Genomic DNA, 16,632 nt, shown 5'->3' on the forward strand with positions numbered 1-16,632 from the left:
ATGTCTGCCCTGGGGACAACCCGACTTCCGTTGACCGCCGCCCAGCTGGGAATTTGGTACGCGCAGCACCTCGACCCGGCCAATCCGCTCTTCAGCATCGCTGAATACTTCGAAATCGGCGGTGCCGTCGAGGCGGACGCCCTGGAGGCGGCGCTGCGGCAGGTGGTCGGCGAGGCGGAGGCGCTGCGCGCCCGCTTCGAGGACGGCGGGGACGGCCCGGTGCAGACCGTCGAGCCGTCCGTGCCCGTCACCCTGCGGCGGATCGATCTGCGCACCGAGGCCGACCCCCGGGCCGCGGCCCGGGCCTGGCTGGAAGCGGAGGTCCGGCGGCCCCTCGACCCGGGCGCCGGGCCGCTGTTCACCTTCGCCCTGCTCACGCTTGCGCCGGACCGGCACATCTGGCTCCACCGCTACCACCACCTCGTGATGGACGGCTTCACCGGATCGCTGGTCGCCCAGCGCGTGGCCGAGCTCTACACGGGCCGCGTCACCGGGAATCCGGTGGGAGCCAGTCCCTTCGGCCCCCTCCGTACGCTGGCCGACAGCGACCGGGAGTACCGGGACTCCGATCGCTACGAGGCCGACCGCGAGTACTGGACGCAGGCGCTCGCCGGCCGGCCCGAACCGGTCACCCTCGCCGGCGCCCCGGCCGCCGGGGCAACAGCCGCCGGGTCAACGGCCGCCGGGTCAGCAGGCGTACGGCACTCCCGCGACCGGCTGCCTGCCGGGGAACTGGCCGAACTGAAGGCCGGGGCCCGGCAGCGGCGTACCCCCTGGCAGCCCGTCCTGGTCGCCGCCCTCGCCGTCCACCTGCACCGGATGTCCGGGGCCACCGACGTGGTGCTCGGCCTGCCGGTCGCCGCGCGCAGCGGCCCCACCGTGCGCAGCACCCCCGGCATGATGTCGAACGAGGTGCCGCTGCGGCTCACGGTGCGCCCGGACACGCGGCTCTCGGAGCTGGTACGGCACACCGCCGACCAGATGCGCGGGGCGCTGCGGCACCAGCGCTACCGCTACGAGGACCTCCGCCGCGACCTCAACCTGCTCGGCGAGGGGCGGCAGTTGACCGGCCCCACGGTCAACATCATGAACTTCGACTACGGCCTGAGCTTCGCCGGTGCCCCGGCCCGCACCCACAACCTGTCGATCGGCCCGATCGAGGACCTGGCCGTGGTGATCTGCGACCGGGGCGACGGCGCCGGGCTGGAGATCGACTTCCAGGCGGCCGACGAGCGGTACGGCGCGGACGAACTCGCCGCGCACCGCGACCGGTTCCGGTCCGTGCTCACCGGCTTCGTCCGCGCCGCCGACACGGACGTGGTCGCGGACCTGGACCTGCTGACCGAGGAGGAACGGGGACGGCTGGACCAGTGGCAGTCGGCTGCGCCGCAGACGCCCGGGACGGAGGCCGGGCCCGAGCCCGCGTACCGCACCCTGGCCGACGCCTTCGAGGCCCGGACCGCCGCCACCCCGGACGCCATCGCCCTGGCCGGTCCCGACGGTGAGCTGCCCTTCACCGAGCTGACCTTCGCCGAGCTGAACGCGCGCGCCAACCGTCTGGCGCGGTCCCTGGTCGCCGCCGGTGCCGGTCCGGACGACCTGGTCGCCCTGGCCCTGCCGCGCACCGCCGATCTCATGGTGGGCCTGCTGGCCGTGCTCAAGGCCGGGGCCGGTTACCTGCCCATCGACCTGGACCACCCGGCGGAGCGCGTCGCCCACATGCTGCGCGACGCCCGGCCCGTACTGGCCCTGGCCACTTCGGCCACCGCGCACACCCTGGGCGCGGCGGCTCCCCGTACGCTGCTGCTCGACCGCTCGGCCGAAACCGGTACGGAGGGCGGAGCCGAGGACAACCTCACCGACGCCGACCGCACCACCCCCCTCCTCCCCTTCCACACCGCCTACGTCATCTACACCTCCGGCTCGACCGGCACCCCCAAGGGCGTCGCCGTCGAGCACCGCAGCGTGCTGAACCTTCTGGCGGCGCACCGGTCCGGGTTCTTCGGCGACGTGACGGCGGGGCGCCGGTTCCGGGTCGCGCTGACCGCGTCGATCGGGTTCGACACCTCCTGGGACGAGCTGCTGTGGATGTGGGCGGGCCACGAGCTGCACCTCATCGACGACGACACCCGGCGCGACCCGGCCGCGCTGCACCGCTACACCCGCGCCCACCGGCTGGACCTGCTCGACGTCACGCCCGCCTTCGCCCAGCACCTCCTGGACGAGGGGCTGTTCGAGACGGCACCGCCCGCCGTGCTCGTCGTCGGTGGCGAGGCCCTGCCCGAACCACTGTGGTCCCGGCTGGCAGGAGGCCCGACGGCGGTCTACAACTTCTACGGCCCGACCGAAGCGACGGTCGACGCCGCCTACGTCCGGCTCGCGGACGCCGCCTGGCCCGCGGTCGGCCGACCGGTGGCGGGCGTGCGCGCGTACGTACTGGACGGCGCGCTGCGGCAGGTCCCCCCGGGCACCGCGGGAGAGCTCTACCTCGGCGGCGCCGGACTGGCGCGCGGCTACCTGCGCCGCGCCGGGCTGACCGCGGGGCGCTTTGTCGCGGACCCGTACGGCGGCCCGGGCACCCGTATGTACCGCACGGGGGACCTGGCGCGCTGGAACGGGCGGGGGCAGCTGGAGTTCCTGGGCCGGGCCGACGACCAGGTCAAGGTGCGCGGCTTCCGCATCGAGCTGGGCGAGATCGAGACCGTACTGGCGGGCCATCCGGCCGCCGGGCAGGTCACGGTCGTCCTCCGCGAGGACGCGCCGGGCGAACAGCGGCTGGTCGCCTACGTGGTGCCCGCGCCCGGCTCGCCCGCACCCGACGTCACGGAGCTGCGCGCGGCCGCCGGGGAGCGGCTGCCGGACCACATGGTTCCGGCCGCCTTCGTCGTGCTGGACGCGCTGCCGCTGACCGCCAACGGCAAGGTGGACCGCAAGGCGCTGCCCGTCCCCGACTATGGGGCGGACGCGGGCCGTTCGGGGCGCGGCCCGCGTGACGCGACCGAGCGGGTGCTGTGCGAGGTGTTCGCGGAGGTGCTGGGGGTGCCCGAGGTGGGCATCGACGACAGTTTCTTCGACCTGGGCGGGCACTCGCTGTCCGCCACCCGGCTCATCGCCCGTATCCGCACCGCGCTGGGCGCGGAACTCACCGTACGGTCGGTCTTCGAGGCCCCGACCGTCGCCCGGCTCGCACCGCGCTGCACGGAGGCGGCCACCCGTACCGTCCGCGCCGCGGCACCGGCCGCCCGGCCCGAGCGCATTCCGCTCTCCCTGGCGCAGCGCCGCCTGTGGTACCTCAACCGCCTCGACGGCGCCGACGCCACCTACAACATGCCGTGGGTGCTGCGGCTCGACGGCGACCTGGACCAGGAGGCGCTGGGCCGCGCGATCGCCGATGTCGTACGGCGGCACGAGATCCTGCGCACCGTCTTCCCCGAGACCTCCGACGGCGAGCCCTGCCAGCAGGTCACCGACCGTACGCCCGTCCTGGAGACCGCGGCGGCCACCGAGGAAGCGCTGCCGGAGCTGCTGCGGGAGGTGACCGGACGTGGCTTCGACCTGACCACCGAGACCCCGCTGCGCGCCTGGCTCGGCGTGCTCGGCCCGCGGCAGGCCGTGCTGGCCGTGGTGCTGCACCACATCGCCGCCGACGGCTGGTCCCTGGAACCGCTGGCGGCCGACCTCGCCACCGCCTACGCCGCCCGCGTACGGGGTGAGCAGCCCGCCTTCACTCCGCTGCCGCTCCAGTACGCCGACCACACCCTCGCCCAGCTCGCCGCGCTCGGCACCGAGGACGACCCGGACAGCACCCTGGCCCGGCAGGCCGACTACTGGGACGCGACGCTGCGGGCGCTGCCCGAAGAGGTCACGCTGCCGGCCGACCGGCCGCGGCCCGCCCGCGCCTCGCACCGGGGCCGCAGTCTGCCCATCGCGCTCGGCGCCGAGCTGCACGCCGCCCTCGCGGAGCTGGCCCGCGGCCGCCGGGCGAGTGTGTTCATGGTGGTGCAGGCGGCCCTGGCCGGGCTGATGTCCCGGCACGGGGCCGGGGACGACATCCCGATCGGCAGCCCCGTCGCGGGCCGTACGGACCAGGCGCTGGACGACGCGGTCGGGTTCTTCGTCAACACGCTGGTGCTGCGTACCGACACCTCGGGCGACCCGGCCTTCACCGAGCTCCTGGACCGCGTCCGGCAGGCCGACCTCGCCGCCTTCGCCCACCAGGAGCTGCCCTTCGAGCGCATGGTGGAACTCGCCGACCCGGTCCGCTCACCCGCCCGGCACCCGCTCTTCCAGGTCATGCTGTCCTGGGAGACGACCGGGGACACCGGCGCCGACCTCGCCGGGCTGGAGGTGAGCCCGTACCCGCTCGCCAACACGGTGGCCAAGTTCGATCTCACCGTCAGCCTCGCCGAGACCCACGGTCCGGACGGCGCCCCCGCGGGCCTGCACGGTGAGCTGGAGTACGCCACCGACCTCTACGACGAGTCCACCGCCCGCGCGCTGCTCGACCGCCTCGTACGGATCCTGACGCATGCTGCCGCGCAGCCCGCCACGCCGCTCAGCGGACTCGACCTGCTCGGTCCTCAGGAGCGCGCGGTGCTGCTGGGCGACTGGCAGGGCACCGCGCGCACCGTGCCCACCGGAACGCTGCCCGCCCTCTTCGAAGCCGCGGTGACCCGGGACCCCGACGCGACCGCGGTGGTCTGCGCGGACACCCGGCTGACCTTCAGGGAGCTGAACGACCGTGCCAACCGGCTGGCCAGGCTGCTGGCCGAGCACGGCGCCGGGCCCGAACGGACCGTCGCGCTGAACCTGCCGCGCTCCGCCGACCTGATCGTCGGCCTGCTCGCGGTGCTGAAGTCCGGCGCCGCCTACCTGCCGATCGACGCCGGACAGCCCGCGGAACGCCTGGAGTTCCTGGTCCGTGACACCACGCCGGTCGCCGTACTGGCCTGCGGTGCCACGGCCGGTGCGCTGGCCGGCAGCGGCCTGCCGCACCTCGTACTCGACGAGCCGGACACCGTACGCCGCCTCGCGGCCCTGGACGGCTCCGACCTCACCGACACCGACCGCACCGCGCCCCTGGCACCGGCCCACCCCGCGTACGTCATCCACACCTCCGGCTCCACGGGCACGCCCAAGGGCGTGGTCATCGAGCACCGCAGTGTGGTGAACCTCTTCCACGCCCACCAGGCCGAGTTCTTCGGCCCGCTGGTGGCCCGCTCCGGGCACCCGCGCCACCGGATCGCGCTGACGGCGGCCGTCGGCTTCGACAGCTCGTGGGACGAGCTGCTGTGGATGTGGGCGGGGCACGAACTGCACCTGATCGACGACGAGACGCGCCGCGACCCGCACGCGCTGCGCGACTACGCCACCGCCCACCGCATCGACCTGCTCGACCTCACCCCTTCCTTCGCCCGGCACGTCGTGGACACCGGCCTCTTCGACGGCCGGGACCACCGCCCCGGCACGCTGGTCCTCGGCGGCGAGGCCCTGGGAGAGCCGCTGCGGCAGCGGCTGGCGGACTGCGACGGCCTGTCCGTCTTCAACTTCTACGGCCCCACCGAGACCACCGTGGACGCCACCTTCGCCGAACTGGCCACGGAGGGACGGCTCACCATCGGCCGCCCGGTGGCCGGTGCGCGGGTGTACGTGCTGGACGCCGCGCTCAACCTGGTCGCCCAGGGCGTGCCGGGTGAGCTGTACGTCGCCGGGGCCGGGCTCGCCCGCGGCTACCTGGGCCGTCCCGGGCTGACCGCGGGGCGGTTCGTCGCCGACCCGTTCGGCGGGCCGGGGAGCCGTATGTACCGTACGGGCGACCTGGTGCGCTGGACGGAACGCGGTCAGCTGGAGTTCCTGGGCCGGGCCGACGACCAGGTGAAGGTACGCGGCTTCCGCGTCGAACTGGGCGAGATCGAGACGGCCGCCGCGGCCCACCCGGAGGTCGCGCAGGCCGCCGTACTGGCGCTGCCGTCCCCGTCCGGCACCTCCCTCGCCGCCTATTTCGTACCCCGCGAGCCCGGCACGCCGACCGGCGACGAGCTGCGCGCCTTCCTGCGCTCCCGGCTGCCCGACTACCTGGTGCCGGCCGCGTTCGTCGCGCTGGACGAGCTGCCGCTGACGGCGAACGGCAAGGTGGACCGCAAGACCCTGCCGGAACCGGATCACGGTGCGGTGCTCTCGGGTGTGCGCAAGCCGCCGCGCACTGCGGTGGAGCGGGCGCTGTGCGAGGTGTTCGCGGAGGTGCTGGGGGTGCCTGAGGTCGGCATCGACGACAGCTTCTTCGATCTCGGCGGCGACAGCATTGTCTCCATCCAGCTGGTCAGCCGGGCCCGCAAGGCCGGACTGGTGATCAGCCCGCGCGAGGTGTTCACCCACCGCACCGTCGAGGCGCTGGCGCCGGTCGCGCAGCCGGTGGCGGAGGCCCGGACCGAGGACCCGGGCGCGGCCCTGGGCCAGGTCCCGCTCACCCCCATCGTGCTGGCCACCGACCAGGCCGGGCCCTGGGCGCGGTTCCACCAGTCCATGCTGGTGGAGATCCCGGCGCACGCGGGCGAGGACCGGCTCGTCACCGCCCTCCAGGCGGTGCTCGACCACCACGACGTCCTGCGGTCGCGGCTGACGCACACCGCGGACGGCCCGGTCTGGACGGTCGGGGAGCGCGGCACCGTACGGGCCGCCGACTGCCTGGAGCGGGTGGACATCACCGGCGTCCCGGGCGAGGACCTGACCTCCTTCATCGAGACGCATGCCTCGGCCGTCCACGACTGGTTCTCCCTTGAGGACGGTCGGGCCGTCCGGGCGATCTGGTTCGATGCCGGGGACCGGGCGACCGGGCGGCTGCTGCTCGCCCTCCACCACCTCGTGGTGGACGCCGTGTCGTGGCGCATCCTGCTGCCGGACCTTGAGAGCGCCTGGGAGCAGGCGGGGACCGGCCGTCCGGTCGTCCTGGACCCGGTCGGCACGTCCTTCCGTACGTGGGCGCAGGGCCTGCGCCGGGCCGCGGCGGAACCGGAGCGCGTGGCGGCCGAACTGGGCCTCTGGCAGCGGCAGACCGCACTGCCCGACCCGCTGCTCGGGGACCGGGCCCTGGACCCGGCGGTGGACACCGCCGACACCGAGCGGGAGTGGCTGACCTCGCTGTCGGCCCGGTGGGCGGAGCCGCTGCTGACGACGGTTCCGGCGGCGTTCCGCGCGGGCGTCAACGATGTGCTCCTTACGGCACTGGCGCTGGCCGTGGTGCGGTGGCGGGGTGCCGGTTCGGGCCTGGTCCTGGACCTGGAGGGGCATGGGCGTGAGGAGCAGGTGGTCGCGGGCGCGGACCTGTCCCGTACGGTCGGCTGGTTCACCAGCCTCTTCCCCGTAAGCCTGGACCTGGACGGCGTTGACGTCGAGGACGCCTTCCGGGGCGGTCCGGCGGCCGGGGTGGCGCTCAAGCGCGTAAAGGAGCAGCTGCGGGCCATCCCCGATCACGGCATCGGCTACGGGCTGCTGCGCCACCTGAACCCGGAAACCGAAGACGTACTGTCCTCGACCCCCGCCCCGCAGATCGGCTTCAACTACCTCGGACGCTTCGACGCGCCCTCCGCCCAGGACGCACCGCAGTTCTGGGTCACCGCGCCCGAGGCCACCCGCCTGGAGGGCAGCGGCGCCGACGACGCGATGCCGCTGCCGCACACCGTCGAGATCACCGCGCTCACGGAGGACGACGCCGAGGGGCCGCGCCTGGTCGTCAACTGGAGCTGGGCCTCCCGGCTGCTGCCCGAGGCCGCGGTGCGCCGGCTCGGCGAGGACTGGTTCGACGCGCTCAAGGCGCTGGTCACCCACGCCGAACAGCCGGGCGCCGGCGGTCTGACGCCCTCCGACGTGCCCCTGGTCCGGCTGACCTCCGGGCAGCTGGACGCGATCACCGCCGAGGTGCCCGGCACCGTCGACGTGCTGCCGCTGTCCCCGCTCCAGGAGGGCATGTTCTTCCACTCCCTCTACGACGAGCAGGGCGTGGACATCTACCACACCCAGCTCGTGTTCGACCTGCACGGCGCCCTGGACACCGGCCTGCTGCGGCGCGCCGCGCAGGGCCTGCTCGACCGCCACCCGAACCTGCGGGCGGGCTTCGTGCAGCGCGACCTGAAGCACCCCGTCTCCGTCGTCCTCGGGCAGGCGGAGGTCCCCTGGCAGGACATCGACCTGACCACCGCGCCGGACGCCGGGGCCGAGGCGGCCCGTGTCATCGAGGCCGACCGGCACCGGCGGTTCTCCATGGACGCCCCGCCGCTGATCCGCTTCACCGTCCTCAAGCTGGCCGCCGAGCACCACCGGCTGCTGCTCACCAGCCACCACATCCTGCTCGACGGCTGGTCCACCCCGCTCCTCGTGGGCGAGCTGTTCGCGCTGTACGGCAAGCGCGCCGACGCCTCGGCGCTGCCCCAGGTCCGCCCGTTCTCCGACTACCTGGGCTGGCTGGCCGGGCAGGACGCCGAGGCCGCCGAAGCGGCGTGGCGTACGGCACTGGCCGGGGCCGAGCCCTGCCTCGTCGCGCCCGAGGCGGGCCCGCTGACGCCCGTACTGCCCGAGCATCACGTCACCCGCGCCCCGGCCGCACTCACGGCGGCGGTCGGCGAACAGGCCCGGCGGCTGGGCGTCACCCCCAACACGCTGGTGCAGGCCGCCTGGGCGGTGCTGCTGGGACGGCTCACCCACCGCCAGGACGTCGTCTTCGGCACCACCGTCTCCGGACGCCCCGCCGAGATCGACGGGGTGGCGGACATGCTGGGGCTGTTCATCAACACCCTGCCCGTCCGGCTGCTCATCGACCCGGCCGAGCCGGTCGCGGACCTGGTGCGCCGCCTCCAGGCGCAGAGCGCCGAGCTGATGCCGTACGAGCACCTGGGCCTGGCCCGGCTCCAGTCGCTGGCCGCGGCCGGCGGCACCACCGGCGGCCCGGCGCCCGACCTCTTCGACACCCTGCTCGTCTTCGAGAACTACCCGCTGGACGCCGCCGCGCTCGAAGAGGCGACCGGTGACCTCTCCCTGTCGTACGTGGACGGGGAGGACCCGGCGCACTACCCGGTCAGCATCGCCGTACTGCCCGGCGACGAGCTGGAGTTCCGGGTCGACTACCGGCCCGATCTGTTCACCGCCGGTCAGCTGGACCTGATCTTCCAGCGGCTGCTGCTGGTGCTGGAGGCGATGACGGCCGACGCCGGGCGGCCGGTCGGCGCCATCGACATCCTCACGGACGAGGAGACCCGGCGGCTGGCGGACTGGACGCGTGCCGGGGCACCGGCGTCCGCGGCCACCGTCGGGGAACTGTTCGAGGCCGCAGCGGCCGGGCACTCCGGCAGCACCGCCCTGGTCGCACCGGCCGGTTCCGGCGACACCGCGGCCGACGGTACGGCGCGGCTCACCTACGCCGAGCTGAACGCCCGCGCCAACCGCCTGGCCCGGCTCCTGGCCGAGCGTGGCGCCGGACCCGAGACTGTGGTGGCGCTCGCCCTGCCGCGGACCACGGACCTGATCGTCGGCCTGCTGGCCGTACTCAAGAGCGGCGCGGCCTACCTGCCGGTGGACACCGACTATCCGGTGGACCGCATCACGTACATGCTCCAAGACGCGCAGCCGGTGCTGGCCTTGGTCACCGGGGAGACGAGCGCTCTGGTGCCGGACGTGCCGCAGGTGGTGCTCGACGGCCCCGGCACGGCCGACGCGCTCGGCGCGCTCGCGGACACCGACCCGGGTGACACCGACCGGCTTCGCCCGCTGCGCCCGGAGCACCCCGCGTACGTCATCTACACCTCCGGCTCCACGGGCCGCCCCAAGGGCGTGGTCATCGAGCACCGCAGCGTGGCCAACCTCCTGCACGCGCACCGCGGGGGACTGCTCGCCGCGCCGGGCGGCGGACCGCTCCGGCTGGCGCTGACCGCCTCCATCTCCTTCGACACCTCCTGGGACCAGCTGCTGGCGCTGCTCCTCGGCCATGAACTGCACCTGATCGACGACGAGGTACGGCGCGACCCGGCGGCCCTGACCGCCCATGTCGTCGCCGAGAAGATCGACTTCCTGGACCTGACCCCGACCTTCGCGCAGCACGTCGTCAACAGCGGTCTGCTGCGCGACCCGCGGCACCGGCCGTCCGTGCTCAGCCTGGGCGGCGAGGCCCTGGGCGAGGCGCTGTGGGCGGAGCTGGCCGGGCTGCCCGACGTGACGGCGTACAACTGCTACGGCCCGACCGAGGCGACGGTCGACTCCGTCGTCACCGAACTGCGCGCGTCCGACTGGCCCTCGATCGGCCGGCCGGTCACCGGCACCCGCGCCTACGTGCTGGACGCGGCCCTGCGTCCGGTGCCGCCGGGGGTGACCGGCGAGCTGTACGTCGCGGGCGCGAGCCTGGCCCGCGGCTATCTGCGCCGTCCCGGGCTGACCGCGGGACGGTTCGTCGCCGACCCGTTCGGCGGGCCGGGGGCCCGTATGTACCGTACGGGCGACCTGGCGCGCTGGACGGAACGCGGCCACCTGGAGTTCCTGGGCCGCGCCGACGACCAGGTGAAGATCCGCGGGTTCCGTATCGAGCCCGGCGAGATCGAATCCGTCCTGGCGGGCCTGGACGCGGTCGCGCAGGCCGCGGTGACCGTCCGCGAGGAGGGCCCCGGGGACCGGCGGCTGGTGGCCTACCTGGTGCCCGCGGCACCGGAACCGGACCTGGCCGCCGTACGCGCGGCGGTGGCGGACGTGCTGCCCGACTACATGGTCCCGGCGGCCTTCGTCACGCTGCCCGTCCTCCCCCTGACGGCGAACGGCAAGCTCGACCGCAGGGCGCTCCCGGCGCCGGATTACGGTGCGGTGCTCTCGGGTGTGCGCAAGCCGCCGCGCGATGCGGTGGAGCGGGTGCTATGCGAGGTGTTCGCGGAGGTGCTGGGGGTGCCGGAGGTCGGCATCGACGACAGCTTCTTCGACCTCGGCGGCGACAGCATCGTCTCCATCCAGCTGGTCAGCCGCGCCCGCAAGGCCGGGCTGGTGATCAGCCCGCGCGAGGTGTTCACCCACCGCACCGTCGAAGGGCTGGCCCCCGTCGCGCGGCCGGTGCCGGAGACCGGTGCCGAGGACCCGGGCGCGGCCCTGGGCGAGGTACCGCTGACCCCCATCGTCGCCGCGACCCTGGCCGAGACGGGACAGGCGGCGCACACCTTCGCGCACTACTACCAGTCGATGGTGGTCGAGGTGCCCGCGCAGCTGGGCCACGACCGGCTGCTCACCGCCGTACAGGCGCTCCTGGACCGGCACGACGCGCTGCGTTCCCGGCTCGGCGACGACCGGGTGTGGGAGATCGTCCCGCGCGGGGCGGTCCGGGCCCGTGACTGCGTGGTCCGCGTCGAGGTGCCCGAAGCCGACGGCGCGTCTCCGGCCTCCGTACTGGAGGAGCAGGGGCGGGCCGCGCAGCAGTGGCTGTCCCCGGCCCACGGCCGCATTGTCCGGTTCGTGTGGTGCGATGCCGGGCCGCTGCGTTCGGGCCGTCTTCTGGTGGCCGTCCACCACCTGGCCGTGGACGGGGTGTCGTGGCGCATTCTGCTGCCGGATCTTGAGAGCGCGTGGGAGCAGGCGGGGACCGGCCGGCCGGTGGTGCTGGACCCGGTCGGTACGTCGTTCCGTACGTGGGCGCGGGGGTTGCGGCAGGCTGCGGCTGGCCTCACCTCTGAACTGCCGCTCTGGACGACACAGTTGACGGATGCCGGTGTGCCCTTGGGTTCGCGGGCGCTGGACCCGGCACGGGACACCGTCGCCACCGCCCGGGAGCTGGAGCTCTCGCTGCCGGCCCGGTGGGCGGAGCCGCTGCTGACGACGGTTCCGGCGGCGTTCCGGGCGGGCGTCAACGACGTGCTGCTTACGGCGCTGGCGCTGGCCGTGGTGCGGTGGCGGGGTGCCGGTTCGGGCCTCGTGCTGGACCTGGAGGGCCACGGCCGCGAAGAGCAGCTGGTCGCGGGCGCGGATCTGTCCCGTACGGTCGGCTGGTTCACCAGTCTCTTCCCCGTAAGCCTGGATCTGGACGGCGTTGACGTCGAGGACGCCTTCCGGGGCGGCGCGGCGGCCGGGGTGGCGCTCAAGCGCGTAAAGGAGCAGCTGCGGGCCATCCCCGATCACGGCATCGGCTATGGGCTGCTGCGCCACCTGAACCCGGAAACCGCTGAGGCCCTGTCCTCGGCCCCGGCCCCGCAGATCGGCTTCAACTACCTCGGACGCTTCGACGCTGCCACCGATCAGGACGCGCCCCAGTACTGGGTCACCGCCCCCGAATCCACCGGCATCGGCGGCGGCGCCGACGACGCGATGCCGCTGCCGCACGCCCTCGAACTCAACGCGCACACCGAGGACCGTGCCGACGGCCCGGTCCTGGTGGCCGACTGGGGCTGGGCGGCCGGGCTGCTGTCCGAGCCGGAGGTGCAGCGCCTGGGCGAGGTGTTCTTCGAGGCGCTGCGCGCCTTGGTGGAGCACGCCGGACAGCCGGGCGCGGGCGGCCTGACCCCCTCCGACGTACCGCTGGTCGGTCTCACCCAGCACCAGTTGGAGGCGCTGCCCGCCACCACCGCCGACGTGCTGCCGCTGTCACCCCTCCAAGAGGGGCTGCTCTTCCACGCCCTCTACGAGAGCGAGGGTGTCGACCTCTACAACACCCAGCTGGAACTCGACATCGAAGGGGAGCTGGACCGGGACCGGCTGCGGAACGCGGCCCGGATCGTGCTCGAACGGCACGCCAACCTGCGCGCCGCCTTCTGGCAGCGGGACCTCGACCGGCCGGTGCAGCTCATTCCCGACCGAATCGACGTTCCGTGGCAGGAGATCGACCTCACCGGACACCCGGACCCCGAGGCCGAGGCCCGTACCCTCACCGAGGCCGACCGCGCCCGCCGCTTCGACGTCACCGAGCCGCCCTTGCTGCGGTTCACCCTTCTCCAACTGGGTTCCGACCGGCACCGGTTGCTGTTCACCAGCCACCACATCCTGCTCGACGGCTGGTCGATGCCGTTGCTGTTCGGTGAGCTCTTCGACCTGTACGCGGCCGGGGCCGATCTGCTGCCCGCGGTGCGTCCGTTCAAGGACTACCTGACCTGGCTCGCCGGGCAGGACCGGGACGCGGCCGAGGACGCCTGGCGGCAGCGGCTTGCCGGCGTCGAAGCGTGCCTGCTCGCCCCCGGGAACGAGCAGCCGCCCGCCGTGCCCGCCCAGTACCTGGCCACCGCGGACACCGGGCTGACCGGGGCGCTGGAGGAACTGGCCCGGCGCCTCGGCGTCACGGTCAACACCGTGGTCCAGGGCGCCTGGGCCGTGCTGATCGGCTGGTACACCGGACGCCGGGACGTGGTCTTCGGCTCGACGGTGTCCGGGCGTCCGGCCGAACTGCCCGGCGTCGAGACGATGGTGGGCCTGTTCATCAACACCCTGCCGGTACGGGTGGACATCGACCCGTCCCGTCCGGTCGGCGACCTGCTGCGGCAGCTCCAGGAGCAGCACACCGCGCTCATGCCGTACCAGCACATCGGGCTGCCCCGGCTGCAGGCCCTGGCGGGCGCGGGCGAGCTGTTCGACACCCTCATGGTGTTCGAGAACTATCCGCTGGACGGGGCGGCGCTCCAGGAGGCCGTACCGGGCCTCGCGGTGTCCGCGGTGGGCGGCGAGGACGCCGCCCACTACCCGGTCAGCGTCGCGGTGATCCCCGGCGCGGAGCTGGAGTTCCGGGTGGACTTCCAGCCGCACGTACTCGACCGGCAGGCCGTCGGCACGCTGATCGGGCGCCTGCTGCGGGTGCTGCGGGCCATGACCGACGCGCCGGACATCCCCCTGGCCGCGCTCGGGCTGCTCGCCGACGACGAGCGCCGCACCCTGCTGACCGGGCGCAACGCCACCGCACTCGCGGTGCCGGAGGCGACCCTGCCCGAGCTGTTCGAGGCCCGGGTAGCGGAGGCGCCGGACGCCACGGCCCTCGTCTTCTCCGCGGAGGAGCTGACGTACGGGGAACTGAACGCGCGGGCCAACCGGCTCGCCAGGCTGCTCGTCGGCCGGGGCGCCGGACCGGGCCGCCACATCGCGCTCGCCCTCCCGCGCGGCAGCGAACTGGCCGTCGCCGTGCTCGCGGTCCTCAAGGCGGGCGCCGCCTATGTGCCCGTCGACCCCGACTACCCGGCCGAGCGCATCGCCTACCTGCTCAAGGACAGCGGCCCGCACCTGGTGCTGACCGCCTCCGCCACGGCCGCCGCGCTCGACGGCGCGGACATCGCCCTCGACGGCACGGACCACGCCCTCGGCGGCGTACCGCGCCTGGTCCTGGACGCGCCGGAGGTGACCGAAGCGCTCGCCGGCCTCGCCGGTACGGACCTGACCGACGCCGACCGCCGCGCGCCCGCCCGGCCCTCCGACGCGGCCTACGTCATCTACACCTCCGGCTCCACCGGCCGCCCCAAGGGCGTCGTCGTGCAGCACACCGGTCTCGCGAGCCTGGCAGCCACCCACGCCGAACGGCTCACCGCGGGACCCGGCAGCCGGGTGCTCCAGTTCGCCTCGGCGAGCTTCGACGCCTCGGTGTGGGAGACCTGCATGGGGCTGCTGACCGGAGCGACGCTGGTCGTCGCCGACGCGGAGCAGCGCGCCCCGGGCGAGCCGCTGGAGCGGCTGCTGACCGAGCAGCGCATCACCCACGCGACCCTGCCGCCGGCCGTCCTGGCCCAGCTGCGCACCGACCGGGTCCCGGCGGGTACGACCCTGATCGTCGGCGGTGAAGCCTGCGCGCCGGACCTGGTCACCCGCTGGACGCGGCAGCACACCCTGATCAACGCCTACGGGCCCACGGAGACCACGGTCTGCGCCACGATGAGCGCGCCCCTGGCGGCCGACGGCGGGGTGCCGATCGGCCACCCGGTGGCCAACACCCGGGTGTACGTCCTGGACGACGCGCTGCGGCTGGTGCCCGACGGCACCGTGGGCGAGCTGTACGTGGGCGGCTCCGGGGTGGCCCGCGGCTACCTCGGCCGCCCCGGCCTGACCGCGCAGCGCTTCGTGGCCGACCCGTTCGGGCCGCCGGGAGCCCGGCTGTACCGGACCGGTGACCTGGTCCGCTGGGATGGACAGAGCGAGCTGGAGTTCATCGGCCGGGCGGACGGCCAGGTCAAGATCCGTGGTTTCCGTGTCGAGCCCGGCGAGATCGAGGCGGTGCTCGGCGAGCTCGCCGAGGTCGCGCAGGCGGCCGTGGTGGTGCGCGAGGACAGCCCCGGCGACAAGCGGCTGGTCGCCTACGTGGTGCCGGCCCCCGGCAGCACCGCCGCGTCCGCCGGACTGCGGGACGCCACCGCGGCCCGGCTGCCGCGCCACATGGTGCCCGCCGCGTTCGTCGCGCTCCCCGAGCTGCCCCTGACGGTCAACGGCAAGCTCGACCGCGCCGCGCTGCCCGCCCCGGACTTCGCAGCCGAAGCGGGCCGCTCGGGACGGGGGCCGCGCGACGCGACGGAGCGGGCCCTGTGCGAGGTGTTCGCGGAGGTGCTGGGCGTCCCCGAGGTGGGGATCGACGACAGCTTCTTCGACCTCGGCGGCGACAGCATCGTCTCCATCCAGCTGGTCAGCCGCGCCCGCAAGGCCGGACTGGTGATCAGCCCGCGCGATGTGTTCACCCACAAGACCGTCGAAGCACTGGCGGCGGTAGCGACGAACGAGGAGCAGCAGACGGTGAGCGAGGATTCGGGCGCCGGCATCGGGGGCGTACCCGCGACCCCGATCGTGCAGGCGTTCACCGGGGCCGCGTGGTTCCCGCGGTTCAGCCAGTCGATGGTGGTGAGCGTGCCGCCGGAGCTGGGCACGGACCGGCTCGCCCGGGCCGTGCAGGCGGTCCTCGACCACCACGACGTGCTGCGCTCGAAGCTGGTGACGGTGGCCGGCATCCCGCTGTGGGAGGTGGCCCCGCGCGGCAGCGTCCAGGCGCGGGACTGCGTCACCCGCATCGACGTGTCCGGAGCGGACCCCGCCCACCTGTCCCGGCTGCTGGACGAGCACACCGAGGCCGCCCAGCAACAGCTGTCCCTCGAACAGGGCTCGCTGGTCCGCGCGGTGTGGCTCGACGCCGGCGCGCAGGCCGCCGGACGACTGCTGATCGTGATCCACCACCTGGCGGTGGACGGCGTGTCCTGGCGCATCCTCCTCCCGGACCTGGCCGCCGCCTGGGAACAGACCGCGACCGGTGGCGCGATCACGCTGGAGCCGGTCGGCACGTCCTTCCGTACCTGGGCCCAGCAACTCCAGCTGGCCGCCTCGGACATCGGCCGTATCGGTGCGGAGCTGCCGATGTGGCAACAGCAGCTGACCGGCGTCCGGCCGCTGCACCAGGGGCCGGTGCCCGACGGCACGCCCGCCGTCGAGACCAGCCACGTGCTGCCCGCCGACTGGACCGAGCCGCTGCTCACCGACGTACCGGCAGCGCTGAACGCCTCGGTCAACGACGTGCTGCTGACCGCCCTCGCCCTGGCGCTGGCCGCCTGGCGGCAGGACGGCGGGGCGCTGCTGGTCGACCTGGAGGGCCACGGCCGCGAGGAGCAGGTCGCCGACGGCGCGGAACTGTCCCGTACGGTCGGCTGGTTCACCACCCTCTTCCCGCTCCGCCTC

The 16,632-nt window shown here is 74.2% G+C and carries 1 protein-coding gene (only partly in view); it reads left to right on the top strand.

The window, feature by feature from the left end; all coding sequences use genetic code 11:
• Positions 1 to 16,632: the 5' portion of a non-ribosomal peptide synthase/polyketide synthase gene (locus tag IH45_RS01000000143740; RefSeq protein ID WP_078897630.1), read on the top strand. The gene runs 8,397 nt beyond the window's last position; the window shows 16,632 of its 25,029 coding nt (coding positions 1–16,632); it begins with the start codon at positions 1 to 3; the stop codon falls past the right edge of the window.

Origin of the sequence: Streptomyces rimosus subsp. rimosus, assembly GCF_000720725.1 — a bacterium.
Classification (GTDB): Bacteria; Actinomycetota; Actinomycetes; order Streptomycetales; family Streptomycetaceae; genus Streptomyces; species Streptomyces rimosus_A.